This is a genomic window from Nonomuraea sp. NPDC049152, assembly GCF_040648355.1.
Lineage (GTDB): Bacteria > Actinomycetota > Actinomycetes > Streptosporangiales > Streptosporangiaceae > Nonomuraea.
Map to the genome: position 1 here is coordinate 464,559 of NZ_JBEZDO010000001.1, position 14,238 is coordinate 478,796.

Annotated in this window: 16 protein-coding genes; 6 read left to right on the top strand and 10 right to left on the bottom strand. The window is 68.5% G+C overall.

The genetic code is table 11. From position 1 onward, the window contains the following. From AB0B45_RS02215 to AB0B45_RS02245, 7 genes are all read right to left on the bottom strand, one after another. A complete protein-coding gene (locus AB0B45_RS02215; RefSeq protein WP_358123938.1) occupies positions 1-1,020 on the bottom strand; it encodes a hypothetical protein in 1,020 nt (339 codons plus the stop codon). Next, on the bottom strand, positions 1,020-1,478 hold the full coding sequence (locus AB0B45_RS02220) for a hypothetical protein (protein ID WP_358123940.1): 459 nt from the start codon (positions 1,476-1,478) through the stop codon (positions 1,020-1,022). Before AB0B45_RS02220 ends, AB0B45_RS02215 begins: the two co-directional genes overlap by 1 nt. A 14-nt stretch (positions 1,479-1,492) precedes the next feature. Beyond that, complete coding sequence (locus tag AB0B45_RS02225) at positions 1,493-2,014, bottom strand: hypothetical protein (RefSeq protein WP_358123942.1); 522 nt, start codon at positions 2,012-2,014, stop codon at positions 1,493-1,495. Then, positions 1,989-2,243, bottom strand: a complete 255-nt coding sequence (locus tag AB0B45_RS02230) for a hypothetical protein (protein WP_358123944.1) — start codon at positions 2,241-2,243, stop codon at positions 1,989-1,991. Before AB0B45_RS02230 ends, AB0B45_RS02225 begins: the two co-directional genes overlap by 26 nt. Before the next feature lie 164 nt (positions 2,244-2,407). Then, a complete protein-coding gene (locus AB0B45_RS02235) occupies positions 2,408-2,836 on the bottom strand; it encodes a hypothetical protein (protein WP_358123946.1) in 429 nt (142 codons plus the stop codon). After that, positions 2,836-4,551: a hypothetical protein gene (locus tag AB0B45_RS02240; RefSeq protein ID WP_358123948.1), complete on the bottom strand. Its 1,716-nt coding sequence runs from the start codon at positions 4,549-4,551 to the stop codon at positions 2,836-2,838. The genes AB0B45_RS02235 and AB0B45_RS02240 overlap by 1 nt, the downstream gene beginning before the upstream one ends. Next, a complete protein-coding gene (locus AB0B45_RS02245; RefSeq protein ID WP_358123950.1) occupies positions 4,548-4,916 on the bottom strand; it encodes a WhiB family transcriptional regulator in 369 nt (122 codons plus the stop codon). The genes AB0B45_RS02240 and AB0B45_RS02245 overlap by 4 nt, the downstream gene beginning before the upstream one ends. Before the next feature lie 289 nt (positions 4,917-5,205). Here AB0B45_RS02245 and AB0B45_RS02250 point away from each other — a divergent pair, with 289 nt between their 5' ends. Next, positions 5,206-5,907, top strand: a complete 702-nt coding sequence (locus tag AB0B45_RS02250; protein WP_358123952.1) for a GntR family transcriptional regulator — start codon at positions 5,206-5,208, stop codon at positions 5,905-5,907. Positions 5,908-5,968: 61 nt separating this feature from the next. Here the strand turns inward: AB0B45_RS02250 and AB0B45_RS02255 are convergent, their stop codons facing one another. After that, positions 5,969-6,685: a 5-formyltetrahydrofolate cyclo-ligase gene (locus AB0B45_RS02255; protein ID WP_358123954.1), complete on the bottom strand. Its 717-nt coding sequence runs from the start codon at positions 6,683-6,685 to the stop codon at positions 5,969-5,971. 13 nt (positions 6,686-6,698) lie between these two features. Then, positions 6,699-7,865 carry a helix-turn-helix transcriptional regulator gene (locus tag AB0B45_RS02260; RefSeq protein ID WP_358123956.1) on the bottom strand — a complete coding sequence of 389 codons (1,167 nt, stop codon included), beginning with the start codon at positions 7,863-7,865 and terminating at the stop codon, positions 6,699-6,701. A gap of 385 nt (positions 7,866-8,250) precedes the next feature. Between AB0B45_RS02260 and AB0B45_RS02265 the strand changes: the two genes are divergently transcribed. From AB0B45_RS02265 to AB0B45_RS02280, 4 genes are all read left to right on the top strand, one after another. Continuing rightward, on the top strand, positions 8,251-9,093 hold the full coding sequence (locus tag AB0B45_RS02265; protein ID WP_358124727.1) for an SAM-dependent methyltransferase: 843 nt from the start codon (positions 8,251-8,253) through the stop codon (positions 9,091-9,093). A 913-nt stretch (positions 9,094-10,006) separates the two neighbouring features. Continuing rightward, positions 10,007-10,249 carry a hypothetical protein gene (locus AB0B45_RS02270; protein ID WP_358123958.1) on the top strand — a complete coding sequence of 81 codons (243 nt, stop codon included), beginning with the start codon at positions 10,007-10,009 and terminating at the stop codon, positions 10,247-10,249. A 198-nt stretch (positions 10,250-10,447) separates the two neighbouring features. Next, positions 10,448-10,855, top strand: a complete 408-nt coding sequence (locus AB0B45_RS02275) for a Rid family hydrolase (protein ID WP_358123960.1) — start codon at positions 10,448-10,450, stop codon at positions 10,853-10,855. Positions 10,856-11,066: 211 nt separating this feature from the next. After that, positions 11,067-11,999 (top strand): TauD/TfdA family dioxygenase, encoded by a 933-nt coding sequence (locus AB0B45_RS02280; RefSeq protein ID WP_358123962.1) that lies wholly within the window; start codon positions 11,067-11,069, stop codon positions 11,997-11,999. Positions 12,000-12,137: 138 nt separating this feature from the next. Here AB0B45_RS02280 and AB0B45_RS02285 read toward each other — a convergent pair whose 3' ends face one another. Continuing rightward, a complete protein-coding gene (locus AB0B45_RS02285; protein WP_358123964.1) occupies positions 12,138-12,911 on the bottom strand; it encodes a glycosyltransferase family A protein in 774 nt (257 codons plus the stop codon). Between the two features lie 66 nt (positions 12,912-12,977). On the opposite strand from AB0B45_RS02285, the gene AB0B45_RS02290 reads away from it, so the two are divergent. Then, a complete protein-coding gene (locus AB0B45_RS02290) occupies positions 12,978-14,231 on the top strand; it encodes a nucleotide sugar dehydrogenase (protein ID WP_358123966.1) in 1,254 nt (417 codons plus the stop codon). Positions 14,232-14,238 lie beyond the last annotated feature (7 nt).

Here is a 14,238-nt window from a genome sequence, read left to right on the forward strand (position 1 = left end):
CTACTGCTCGTACCAGGTCATGTCGCGGACGGGACGGACCGGCGCACCCTTCACGGCCGCCTCGACGCCGCCGTGGTTGCGGTTCAACGCGCCGATGCCCTGCGCGACGGCAGGCTCGACGCCGCCCGCGTCCACGACGTTCTGCGCGGTCGCGCGGGTGAGTCTCGCCGCGGCATGGGCGGCCGCGTGCGTGCGTTCGAGGATCTGCAGGAAGTGGTTGGCGGTCTGCCGGTCGAGCTTGTCGTGCTCGACCGCCTCGAACGCCCGCCACGCCTGCAGGTACCGAAGGCGGGTCTGGTGCGCGTAGGCCATGGCGTCGTCGTGGATGCGCTGCGCGTCGCCCAGGCCCCGGCTGTTGGCGTTGCGGAACGATTTCAGCCAGCGCCGCAGCAGGCTGACGCCGCCGGTCGCGAACGCCACCTTCAACGCCCCGATGCTGGGAATGGCCGGGGCGACGCTGCCGCCTCCTCCGCTGCTCATGTCGATTCCTTCCAGGGCGATGACCGCCGCGCGCAGGTCATTGTCATGCGTGACGGGTCGGACGATCTCGGCCTCGACGACCTCGAGGACCGGTTGCGGGGCGGGGACGGGGGCGAGTGTGGTGGCCGGGCCAAGCGGGATGGGCCGCGCTCCGCCCGGCACCGTGGCGTTGCCGGGCGGGGCGGGCTTGGGCTTGATCACTTCGGCCTCCACGGTGACGTCCTGGTCGGACGCCGCTGGAGGAGTTCCGATAGCGGGGCCGCTATCACCAGGCGTGTCGTCGCGGCCGCCGCTGCTGCGCTCCAGGACCGTGCGGACGACAACCGTGACGGAGGACCGCGCGAACGCCCACGCGCGGGCTGGCCGCGACACCGGCTCCAGGTCGGTGCTGAGACGCTCGACGGTCTCCCGAAGCGGTCCCAGCTCCGCCGTGTCCAGCTCGCCCGCGGCGCTGGTGTCCTCGCCCTTGACACTGAGGTAGTACCCCATCGACACGGCGAGGATCACCAAGCAGACGGCGGCGGCGAGGACGGTCTGCATCAGCGGCCACCCGCCTCGACCCCGGCGACGACGCCGTTCTTGCCGACCTCGACCTGCCGGACGATGTCCCCGTGAATCTGCGCGCCCCAGATCGCGCCGAGAGCGGCGCCGACGAGGAACGGGCCGACCATGCACGCGATCAGCGTGGGACGGTCGGGCACGCCGTCCTTCAGGTCCAGCCAGGTCCCAGCGCCGAGGAACGACGCCGCCGCGATCAGCACGAACGCCGCCAGCCAGAAGGAGACGGCCAGCCAGTCACCGAAGCTGGTCGCCCACCCGCCGGCCGGGCTGAGGAACCCGCAGAAACTCGCGACCAGCAGGAGGAACGCAGCGGCCACGCCCATCTTGCCGCGCGGCTTGCCCTTCGACTCGCCGTCGCCCTTCTTGCGGCGGCGGAACCCGCCGAACACCAGGCCGAAGCCGAGGCAGACGGCGCTGACGATGTAGTACCACTCCATGAGGGGATGCCCTTTCAGGACGAAAGCAGGATCGGGGTGAGGATCAGCGCGGACAGGACGACCGCACCGAGGAGGCGGGACCACTTGATGCCGACCCAGGCGACGAGTGACCACAGCCCGACCCAGGCCGCGGCGATGGGGTGCAGCTCGTTGAGCGGAGGCAGCTGCGCGAACACCGCGCTCGAAGGGCCGGACCGCCACAGGCTGCGCAGCCCGGAAATCGGTCGGCCGGTGCCGAGCCACGCCACAGCGGTGAACACCGCCACCCAGGCGACGGCGAACCATCCGTAGGCGATGCCCGCGGCCGCCCACACGTGCTCTTGGGCCTTGTGGTGGGCACGGACCAGCGCGACGGACGGGAGTTGCGCGGCCATCACACCGGGGTACCCGGCGTTGATGTGGTCGCGCAGCGTGCGCCGCCGTACGACCGGCCGCACCGGTTTGGCGGGCTGCTCGGCCGGGGGCTCGACGGCTGGCTCCTCGATGGGGGCCTGCTCGTCGACGGGCCGCTCAGCGAACGGCGACGCGATCTTCATCGTTGGCCTCCTTTGCTGCGTCTCGGGCGATCTGGGCGAGCGAGTCGGCCAGGTCGCGCCACGCCTGGTCGGCCTTTGTCGGGCTGAGTCGGGCCAGGACCGACATCTCGATCCGGACCCAGTCCCATCCGAGGTCCGCCTTCTCCTGGCCGGTGCGCGCGGCGTCCATCGCCGCGGTGAAGCGCTCTTCGCGGCGCTCCCGCCGGACGGTGATGCGCTTGCGTGCCATGGTTACCCCACCCCCCTTGTGATTACGGACGGTGACTGTTGTTACGATTCGCCTCGCGCGCTACGCGCATGCGCGTTGCGCGTTGCCTGCGCATGGGTCGCCCCAATTCGGCAGGGTGGCCGCCCGCAGCGCCGGGTGAGCGCCGTACGCGCGGCTACGTTCGGTCACAGGGACAGCAGCCGGGCGATCACGGCGTCCCAGTCGATCCGGGCCATCTCCTCGCCCTCCGGAACCAGCTCGTACAGCCCGGCCAGGTGCTTGGCGAACAGGTCGGCCGAGGTGCGGAACACGCCCAACGTGAGGTCCCCCTGCGTGATGCCGAGCAGCACGTGCTTGACGTCCGAGGACGGCTGGACCCGCAGCGCGGTGCGGTCCGGCTTCGACAGGCACTCGGCCAGCCTGTCCATCCCGTCCAGCAGGACCGCGCGGGGCGCGCCCACCGTGGCGGGCCAGTCCTCGATCTCGAGCCGGACGAAGTACGGGTCGTCCACCAGGTAGGTCAGCCACCCGTTGTGGAACTCCTCGGTGGCCTCGTCCCACAGAGGGAGGTAGCAGTCCCGCTCGACTGTCTTGTCCGTCTGGTTGGTCGTCATCAGTTCGCTCCCTTGTCGTTGGCGGACGAGTCGTTCCCGTCCTCTTCGTCTGCGCCGGACGGTCCGCCGTCCGCCACCTCGTTCGTCTGCGCGGACGAGGCGGTCTCGTCCGCGTTGTTCGTGGCGGACGGTCCGCCGTCCGCCGCCTTCTTCGTCCGCGCGGACGAGCCGTTCCCATGCAGCAGTCGCAACAGCGCGCTGGCGCGCTCGTTGCTGATCGTCCGTCCGTCCGCTTTCACGGCGGCCGCGAGCGAGTCGCGGGTGAGCCGCGCGCCGGTCCGCTGGTGCTCGGCGAGGATCGTCCGTCCGAGCGGCAGCAGCTCGCCAAGGTCGTCCGTGCCTGCGGTCCGTCCGCCGTTCGTCCGCACGGACGGCCGCCGTCCGGCCGTCCGCTTCTTGCCGGACCGTCCGCCCGGACGAGGCTTGCTGTCCGCGCCGTCCGTCCGCTTCCGCGCGGGCTTCTCGTCCGCCTCGTCCGTCCGCTTCTCGTCCGGTGTCCGTCCGCCGTCCGTCCGCTTCTCGTCCGCCGTGTTCGTCTGCTTGCTCTGGCCGCTCTCGCCCGCCGTCCGTCCGCCGTCCGTCCGCTCGTTCTCGTCCGCCGTCCGTCCGCGCCCGAACAGCAACCGGCGCAGCCGTCCGCCCGACCTCCGTCCGCCGTCCGTCCGCTTCTTGTGCGCGCCATCCGTCCGCGTCTCGTCCGCCTGCTCGTCCGCCGGACGTAGCTCGCCGGCGGGCTGCGGACGGTACATCGGGAACATCCCGGCGCCGACCTGGTTCACGAACCGCGCGACCTTCTGCATCGCGTCGGCGGCGTCCGGGTCCATGCCGTAGAGCTCCTGCGACAGCGCCGCCATGTTGGTGAGCGCGAGCTGCAGCTGGTCCCGCTGCGCGGCGATCACCTTCGCCTGCGCGTCCTCCACCGACTGCCACGCCATCCGGACGGCGCGGCGCGTCCGCACCACCTCGACCGCGATGTGCGGCGACTGCACGCCCTCGCTGATCGCCCACTTGAAGGCCGCGAACGTCTCCTTGGTGTGCAGCAGCCAGCGCAGCACCGAGAACTTCGGCGCCCGCGGGTCGATCAGTCCGGCCGCGCGCAGGTCCTGCCGGTGCAGGTGCCGAGAGTGCATCGACCACAGCCACGGCGACGCCAGCGAGCACGCCGCGAACAGCTCCGGGTAGTCCGGCACGTGCGTGTAGCTCAGGTACCCGGCGCCCGCACCGACCCCGTAGGAGATCATCCGGGTCACAAAGGCCGAGTCACCCTCGCGCAGCGCGACGTGCGCGTGCCAGGACACGTACACCGCGACCGACTCGACGATCCCGGCCGCGAGTACGGCCCACAGCGGCGGGAGACCGCGCTGCATGAACGCCATCGCCTGCCCGGAGACCGCGACGCCGTTGACGCCGAGGTTCGTGGTGGACATGACAGCCAGGCGGCCGGCGACCCGTGCCCGCTCGGCCCACCGTGCGCGCCGCTCGGCCCACCGTGCCCGGGTCTGCTCGGCGTCGGCTTCGGCTTCGGCGGCGACGCGGGCCTTGCGCTCCTCGGCCAGGATCGTGTTCCGCCGGGCGACTTCGGCCTCGTGCTGGACCTGCTGCAGTGCACGCTCGTGACGAGCCTCCGCGCGCAGCCGCTCCTGCTCGATGCGGACCTGCTCCGCTTCGAGCCGGGCGCGCTCGCGCTCGGGGCTGGGTGCGAGGAGTCCTTTCACGCCGCCACCTCGTCGTAGCGCTGGAACTCCGCGCCGATGCCGAGCTGGCGGCGCAGCTTGGGGTCGGTGCCGCCGATGACGCCGATCGGGTCGTACGGCTGGAGCCGCGCCCGCTCGACGCATTCGCCGGCCAGTCCGGTGAAGGGGCAGCCGTCGCACCGCTTGGTTGCGGCTTCGTACGCGGCGTCGTACTTGGCCGAGTTCTCGACAATGGGGAACCAGTCGTCGGGGTCCGCGCTGGGCTTGCGGCACTGGGCGTCGGTCGTGAGGAGGATCGCGTCGAGCTCGCGCAGGCGCGCGGCGGCCCGGCGGTCGGCGTCGGATGTGACAGCGCGGTGCCGCGGTGCCACGATGTGGCTGGACATCGGGTCTCGATTCCTTTCGCGAGGGGAGACCTGGTGTTCGTAAGGGCCTCGCCTGGAAGTGGAGTTCTGGGCGAGGCCCGCGAGGGCTTTGTGGACAGGGCGGCCTTCCGGTGGAGCGGAGAGCCGCCTCTTTTCGCGCTCTGCTACTCTGTGTTTACGAGTAAACAGCGTCGCAATAGCCATGCTGCACCACCAAACGATCAATGTCAAGCCCGCAGGGAGACGCCCTCACGCTGCCCGTAATACGATCAACGCCAGCCTGCCCAGCCCAACGGAGGAGGACCCGCCCGTGCCCGTCGTGCGATTTCCCGAGGTCCTAGCCGACCTCCGGACCAAGATCCTCGACGGCACCTACCCGCCGGGCGAACCACTCCCCCACACCGAAGCTCTGAAAGAGACCTACGGCGTCGGCGCCCACGTCATCACCAGGGCCATGCGGCAACTGAAAGAAGAGGGCCTGATATGGCGCGTCGCCAACCGAGGCATGATCGTCCAAGCGCCGATAGTGACGATCGAGATCCCCATGGCCATCGAGCGGCGCGACGAGCCCACCGTATGGGCGACCGCCTGCCGCCGAGCTGGTTGCGCAGGCCGCCTGACGTCGCACGCTCCGCGTGAGGAATCCGCGCCCGAGGAAGTCGCCCACGGCCTCCACCTCGAACCCGGCGCACCTGTCATGACCTGGGAACTTCACGGCGACATCGGTGGACAGCTCGTCTGCCTAGACCGGACATATGTGCCTAAAGAGCTGCACGACGCCGCCACCTTCGACGTCGAACGGTCGTCCGGCGTCGTGAGCCTGCGCACCCGCCTTATCCCGGCGGGCCGGGAGGAGGCATCGAAGCTGAAGGTCAGCCAAGGCAGCCCCCTGGTGCAGGTCATCCGCATCACCTACGACGACACCGGCCAGCCACTTCATGTGCTGCGCCGCATCGCCAACCCACAGCGGGTCCACATCGCCGACCAGCGCCTACCATTTACTTCACCCTGAACTCCACCCGCTCCAGCGTCGCGCCGCGCCGGTTGCGCTCCACACGGCCTGATCGTCGGCATCAGGGTGTGGAGCGCCGTGCCGCAAGAATCGGAATCTCAGCTATCTGGTCCTCCCGTAGGTCATCCCATGTGATGCCCTCCGGCCGACGCGACCTCGGGCAGGGGATGAGTTCCTCCGGGGTGACGATGTAGTCGACGCTGAAATCGTGTTCGGCCTCAGGAATGTCTTCGTCGATCACTTGGAGTCGGTGGACTGGTGCCACGATCACGGTCTGCGCGGTCACGAGACCGGCCTCGATCAGGAGAGCCACCTCAAGGTCGGAGTAGCCGGCACCTTTGCCGATGCGCGCCCCGGACCGATTCACCGCGACGCTGCCGCACACCACCAGGTCGATGGGCCGCATCTGATCTATACCTACCCGGGGCGCGACTCTCCTGGCCCCCTCCTTCCCGGCCGCCTCGTCTGGAGGAACATCGAGCGAGGCAGGGTCGAGAAGGTAGAACGGCTGGAGGCTGGCCATCCTCGGTACGGCCATATAGAGGAGCTTGCCCTCGCGCAGAGCTTGTGCGCGGACGGAATGCTGGGCGTGATCGGGATTGGCTTTCACTGTCTCCGCGTGCCGCCACGCCTCCAACTCGGCCAGGCGCTCGGCTGTCACGTTCGCGCCGTCGAAGTCTGGGATCGTGCCGTACACATCTGGTGGTACGACGCCCGCGTGCAAGAGACGACGCCACACCTTGTCGCGGACCGTTTGCTTAGCCTGATCGATGATCACGCCCCACCTGTCTCTACACGGTCGACATCAGGGCGAAGAGGCGGTCATGGACCTCCTGAACCCAGGCCTCCCCTCGCCACTGCCGCAGTTCTCTACCGGCTGCGAACGCTAGGTTAAGACCGCCGCCGCCCCGTGTCAGCTCCACCGTGTCAATGGTCCGGTGTACGGCGTCCGCGGCTTCGTCGAGCTTGCGCTGGCGAATCAGGGCGAGGCTGAGGTTGCCAAGGGCGATGGCCTGGCTCTTGCGCTTCGATTCCAGCTCGGCGATGGTGGCACGCAAGATCGGCTCGGCCTTGTCGGGGAGATCAAGGAACAGGTAGCACGAGCCAGCCAGCCGGTTGAACTCGTTGATCGTGTAGTACTCCGCAGCGAGGTCCTCGACGTTGACCCTGTCGAACTGAGTCTCAGCCTTCCTGAGAGCGTCTTCGCACGCCTTGAGTTCACCTTTCATGGCGTGCCCCTCGGCGACGTGAAGTAGGGATAGACCCATGAGTGACGGGCTGGCAAGCCTGGCCACTTCTGCCGCTTGCTGAGCCAGTGCTACCCCTTCGACTGGATCATTGGCGCCATATAGGGCGAGGTAGCTCTTACGCAGGATGGCGTACGCCTCCGCGAACGGATCTCGGACGAGTCGCGCCGCGCTCACCGCGTCGTCAAAGTAGGACTGCGGGGCTCGGTGGTCGTGCCTGGAGCTCGCATCCCAGATCAGTTGCCCCATGAACGTCGCCGAGGCGGCTTCCACTTCGCAGAGCGCGCGCCGCACACGGGGGTTGCTCGTCTTCTCGCGAAGGTATTTCACCTGGCCATGGACCTGCCCGGCCGGGCCTAAGAGAGTTGCTGACGGTGACTGATTGTAGGAGCTGTCCAGTTCGCGTAGCCGTTCATGCAAATAGGCCACAGTCACCAAATCGGCCGAAGTGGGATTATCGAGCACATAACTCATATGCTCGCTCGGTTTTTTCTCGGTGGTCGTCACGTCATCAAGCAGGGCTTGGAGCTCCACCTCTGGCACCTTAAGCGCCCGACATAGCTTGGGGCGCAAGAATGGCTGCGGTTCGGTCTCCGCTCGTTCCCATCTGTTGACAGTTGACCGTTCAACTCCAAGATGCGCTGCAAGACTCTCCTGCGTGAATCCAACGGCCTTTCGGCGCTGGGCGAACCGCAGGCGCTTGGCCGCCATGACGCATACCTCCAGATATCAGCCCGTGCGCCAACCATAACTCTTGCTCGCTATCCGCGCAGGTCAGAATCCCCTATGCGACATTGGCGCCTCATTTCTGCCTCATTTCCGCTGTTGGACTCTCCCACGCGAAGCGCTTACCTGGCTAGGCACGGTGTTGCTGCTGCTCGTCGCCGATTCGCGCGACCTGCGCAGCCTTCACAGATCGATTCCTAAAAGCGGGAACCCGCCAGCTGACGCCATCACGCTGGCAGGTTCCCTTGATCGCACATCGGAGGTGCGACCCAATGGACGACTGTAGAGCCACCTCACCACCGAGCGCACCGCTTCAAAAGCGCGGTACTCAGGCAGTGACGTCGCGTAGAGCGAGCCGAGGCAACCCATGATGTCCAGCTATGGCGAGTACAACTCTCGCAGTCTCTTCTCACCGCCTGCGGCTACCCAGGCCGGGGTCTACAGCGCCCTTCTCGGTAGAGGAGCGGAGAAGGACGCTTACCAAACCGAGCTGATCGTCGCTGAGGAACTGGAGAATGCGGTCCCCGGCGTGAAAGAAGCCGCTGGCGAGGGGCGCAAGTTCATCGGCCGCGCCGCTTCCACGCTGGGAAAGCAGGGGCTCAGCCAGTTCATCGACCTCGGCTCGGGCCTCCCACGCCCCCCGTACCTGCACGAGATCGTCCGTCGCGACCAGCGGGAAGCGGCGGTGGCCTACGTCGACTATGACCCGCGCGTCTGCCGCCACGGCTGGGCGCACCTCAAGGGCGAGGGCCTGGCGATGATCCATGAAGACATCCGCCAGATCGACAAGGTCCTGGCCAACGCGGACCTGCTCGGCGTCATCGACTTCGACAAGCCCGTGGCCGTCGTACTGGGCGCGATCTGCCACTTCCTCACCGACGAGGAGGCGACGCGCATCCTTGAGACGCTTCGCCAGATCTTGGCCCCAGGCAGCGCGGCGATCGTCACCCATGCCACGACAGACGGGGCGACCGATCAGGAGATCGCTGCCGGCCGGGCCGTCTACACGCAGGTATCGGAGATTCACCTGCGCACGCGGCGGCAGATCCAGGACCTGCTGAGTGGCTGGGACCTCATGGAGCCCGGAGTGGTCAACCCCGCCACCTGGTTCCCTCACGACCGGTGGGCCCCCCTCGAGGCCGACCCTGAGGCGCCGCTTCACATGTACGGCGCCGTCGCCTGGCTGCTGCCGTCAGAGGGGCAGGCAGCGTGATCCCTCAGCCCCCCACACAGGACTCCGGCCGCCCGCCGGGCACACCCCCGTCGTGCCCACCGGGAGGCGGCCGGTCGCGATGGCAGGCAGAAACCCACCCGTTAGGGCCTCTGGCTGCCACGCACAGCGTGGCCGGCCCGGTGACTACCCCCGCCGCGCCACCTGCGGGCGCGAGCCGACCGATCGACCCCCAGTCTCTGGTCGGCTCGCGCCCAGTTCCACCGCACCCCACGCAGCAGCCCCGCGCAGTGGGCGCCATGGGTCCCTCACAGGCCCTCTCGGCTGGGGACGAGATCTGCTCTCCTCCGCCGGGAGGTACCAACCACCCCACTGCCCGCCATGCAGCGGCACCTCGAGAGCGCGGACACAGACGGCGCCTGCGGCGCCTGCTCCGTATCTCTGTCGCGCTGGTACCGGGCATGGGCCGCGGGCCGGGTTCCGCAGCCCCCGGCTCGCGGCCCGATGACGAAGCCCGTGCCGAGGCTGCTGCGGCGCTCGAGAAGGAGTGCCGCGCGTACGCCGCCGGCCTGTTCGCTGAGACGGGCGGGAGATGGGCGGGCGACTACGGCGTGGGCAGCCGCCTCATCACCGCCTTCTTCTGCGGGGAAGCCGGTCCAGGCGGTGACAGGTGCGAGGGTCGAACGCCGGAGGAGTTGCAGGCGCAGCTCAGGGTCGAGGATCCGGTGCTGGTGAGGCTCTGGGTTCCGCCTATCCGCACACCGCAGCACGCTCCCGGGCGGACTGGCGCCCATGAACCCGATCGGCAGCCCACCCCTGCACACCGCGCGCAGGCTCACACCACCGTGCGGACGGCTGACTGGTCGGAGAGGGAAAGCAGCAGCGGCGGCGGCACGGCGGTCGCCGCTGCCGCTCCCCCCATCAGAACACCGCGCTGGGCAGGAGACACACAGTCGTGACCACAACCTCCTTCAAATACAGCCGCCCCACGGAGCGCCTGGTGATCCTCATCGCGCCCACCTGGGGCCAAGGCCCGCCGATCGTCCACCTGGAGCACAGCAGCAGCTCAACTCTGCTGGCCAGCCGCCTGGCGAATATCGGTGGCCAGAACGTGGAGGAGTGGCTGACAGCGCAAGACGTGACGCTCTGCCGTGAGGGATGGGGCCCGGCCACCCGCCATGCCGGCATCATCCGTTAGCCCCCGTGCAGCCAAGAGAAGACGAGGGCTGGCGCACCTGCACCGGATCGACCCGGTGGGGGTAGACACGCAGATCACCGCCGAGCACATCGAGTTTCTGCTCCTACGGCCGCGGATGCCTGACCCTGCTCGACAGCATCAGCGGCCACCTGACCGACGCTGGCCGCAGTCCGCGGCTGGGGCCCAAGGAAGGCAAACATGATGGTTCAGGCAAGGTGCGTGCGCGAGGAGAAAAGAGTCTTCTCTGGCGGCATCTGGGAGGACAAGTACGGCTACGCCAGGGCGGTAGTGGCAGGGCCGAGGGTCGTGGTCTCTGGATGCACGGCCACGGTCGATGGCCAGGTACAGCATGAGGAAGACGCCTACCTGCAAGCCATGACGGCCTTCGGTATCGCGCTCGACGCGGTCGAGGCGGCGGGCCTGACCAGGGAGGACGTGGTCATGGTGCGCTACTACGTGGTGGATGACAGCCACTATGACGCGGTCGGCACGGCGCTGTCGGAGGTGCTCGGGCACGTGAGGCCGGCGTGCACAGGCGTCAAGGTGGCGGGGCTGATCGACAAGCGGATGCTGGTCGAGATCGAGATTGAGGCATTTCGGGCATGACGGTCGCGCGTCGAGTCGCCCCCTCTCTGGGCAGCGCCGCCCGCGGTCCGGCGCCCCGAGCTCGGTCCATCAGGCGGTCCTAGGGTCCCTCCGACGAGGATCACGAGCACAAATGACCACGTAGACCATCACGTGGAGTAGCCCGACCCAACAGAAGGAACGGAAGTGCACCAGCACCACGCACTGTCCCCTCAACCCAAAGGAGTACAGCATGATCCAGCCCGACTCCAGGCCGCCGGCCTTCATCAACTTGTCGAAGGAGCTCGAAGCCGCTCTGATCGAGATCGGAGGTGCGCTCCCCGCTTGGGACGTGGCTGGTTCCTTCCTGGCGGATGCCACGCTCAAGCGGTACCAGGCGGACATGGAGTCCGTGCCGCTGGTCAAGGAGACCGTCGCGCAGCTGCGCGACGCGCTGACCGGAGAGGGCGGCGGATACGCCGTGCTGCGCCTTGGAAACCTCGCCAAGGCGCTGGGGACCGACGACCGGTTCCTGCGGCTGGCGACGGCCTTCGCGGCCGAAGTGGCCGTCCCCTTCTCGCCCTTCCCGCGGTGGCCCCTCTGGAAGGACATCGGGGTCAAGGTCGACAAGGACCCCGGCAAGTCCAGCGGCATCGGGTACAACGCGTTCCACATGGACCTGGTGAACGCGACCCGGCCCCCGGACTACACCACGCTCCTGTGCGTCCGCCCCGACCCGCTCGGCGGCGGCCCCAGCATCCTCTCCGACCCCCACGCGGCGGTGGCGCGGCTGTCGGAGAACAGCCGCGCCCTGCTGTCCGAGGCGGCCTACCACTACGGAACCTTCTTCGACCTGCACGGCGTCGGCGAGGAGTACAAGCCGTTTCCGATCCTGGACGACTCCGACTCGGGCGAGGGGTTCGTCCGGTTCACCGCCAAGATGTTGGAGAGGTCCGAGCTCGGCCAGGCGCACGCCGACGCCGCCAGGGAGCTCGCCGAGGAGCTCGTCCGGGGGCAGGTCTCCTTCATGCTCCAGTCCGGGGACTACCTCATCGTGAACCAGCGCCGCTTCCTGCACGGTCGGGAGGCGCTCCACAGCGGTCAGGAGACCGTCCCGGTCGCCGACCGACGACTGCTTCTCCAGATGTTTCTGCGCGCGCCGGCCGGAGTCGGCTCGGCCGCGTAGCCGGCCGAAGGCACTTCGGTGACCCGTCGAGTCCCGCCCCCGGGCCCAGCCCCCGAGCACGCGGCACGCCCGCGGGGCGGGGCCCGGTCGGGCATCCCCGGAAACGGTCGCGCGGGCGTGCCGGGCCCGGGAGCGGACCTAGATGCGGGAGTTGCGCAGCGACTGCCACACGGCGCCAGCCAGCGCCTGCGTGGCCCGCAGGACCGACAGATGCTCGTGCTCGCGGTACACGGCCCAGTTGTACTGCACGAGCGACAGCTTGTTGGAGGAGAGCGATCCCGCCTGGTGGGCCCGGTACACCGCAAGCGGCTCAGCCAGACCCCGGGCGACAGCACCGTCCCGCATGATCGACAGCCACAGCGCGTAGTCCTGGCGCTTGCGCATCTCCGGCATCAGCCTCGTGCCCAGGACGTTGCGGTCGTACATGGCCGTCAACGCGCCGATGTAGTCCCGGCGCAGCATCGCGCGGTAGTCCACGTGCTCCCGCGCACGGACCACCCGTCCGTTCGGGACCCAGTCGGTGCTCTCGCCGGTGAAGTCAGCGTCCATCTTGAAGTAGCTGGTGAACGTCAGCGGCGCATCGCCCTCGGCGGCGAAGGCGAGCTGCTTCTCGGTCTTCTCCGGAAGCCACATGTCGTCAGAGTCGAGGAAAGCCACGTAGTCCCCGCGGACCCGCTCGATCGCGAGGTTGCGGGCCCGCGCCGCGCCTCCCCGCTCGGGCGCCAACTGCGGCAGAACGCGCTCGTCCTGAGCGGCGAACTCGCGCAGCAGATCCATCGAGCCGTCGGAGGACTGGTCGTCGGTGACCAGCAGCTCCACGTCGCTGTGCGTCTGCGTGAGCACCGATCGAACCGCCGCGCCGAGCGTGGCCGCCGAGTTGTACACGGGCATCACGACCGACACCAGGGGCACAGCGCATCTCCTTCCCAGACCAGGAACGACGGTCCATTCAAGCACCGCAACCGAGTAGGAGCTGACATGCAGATAGTCGTTGCTGGTCAGGGCTACGTAGGGCTTCCGCTAGCCGTACGCGCCGCAGAGGTGGGGCATCGCGTGATCGGCTACGACGTGGACCTGCACCGTATCAAGCAGCTCACCGCCGGTGAGTCGTACGTGGAGGATGTGACCTCCTCGCGGCTCCGTGCGGTGCTGGACTCCGGGGCCTACTCCGCGACCGCCGACGTTGCCGCGCTGGCCGGCATCGACATCGCGGTGATCACCGTGCCGACTCCACTGCGGGACGGCATGCCCGACCTGACCTACATCGAGTCCTGCGCCCGGACGCTGGGCGGACACCTGCGACCCGGCGCGACCGTGGTCCTGGAGTCCACCAGCTACCCGGGTACCACGCGGGAGCTGCTGGTGCCGATCCTGGAGGAGGCATCGGGCCTGCGGGCTGGGGACTTCCTGGCCGGGTTCAGCCCCGAGCGGATCACCCCCGGCAGCAAGCGGTTCTCGTTCGAGGAGACGCCCAAGCTGGTGTCCGGGATCGACGCGAAATCCCTCGACGCCATCAAGGGTTTCTACGACACCGTGTTCGACATCACGGTGCCGGTCTCCAGTCCCGAGGTCGCCGAGATGGCCAAGCTGCTGGAGAACACGTTCCGGCTGGTGAACATCTCCATGATCAACGAGCTGGCGATGCTCGCCCATTCTCTCGGCGTGAACATCTGGGAGGCGGTCGACGCCGCCGCAACCAAGCCCTTCGGCTTCACGCGGTTCACCCCTGGGCCGGGAGTCGGCGGGCACTGCCTGCCCGTCGACCCGTTGTTCCTGTCCTGGAAGGTCCACCAGGAGCTCGGCGTCCCTTTCCGGTTCGTGGAACTCGCCGCCGAGGTGAACCATCGCATGCCCGAGTACGTCGTGCGGCGCCTCGTGGAAGCGCTCGACAAGCGGCGGATTCCCATCAACGGGGCCCGGATTCTGCTGCTCGGCCTCACCTACAAGGCCAACGCGACTGACCTTCGGGAATCGCCGTCCCTGCGGGTGGCCGACCTTCTGCGCGACCTCGGGGCCGAAGTGCGCGGCGCCGACCCCAACATCCCCGGGGGAGACCGCACGGAACTGGCTGTGCTCCTGGTGGACGCGAGCCCGGAGGAGATCGCCGGTGCCGATGCGGTGGTGCTGCTCATGGACCACGTCCTCTTCGACTTCGAGGTGATCCAGGAACACGCGCCCTACGTTCTCGACTGCCGAAACCGGTTGTCGGGCGCGAACGTCGAGGTTCTTTAGCCTCCCC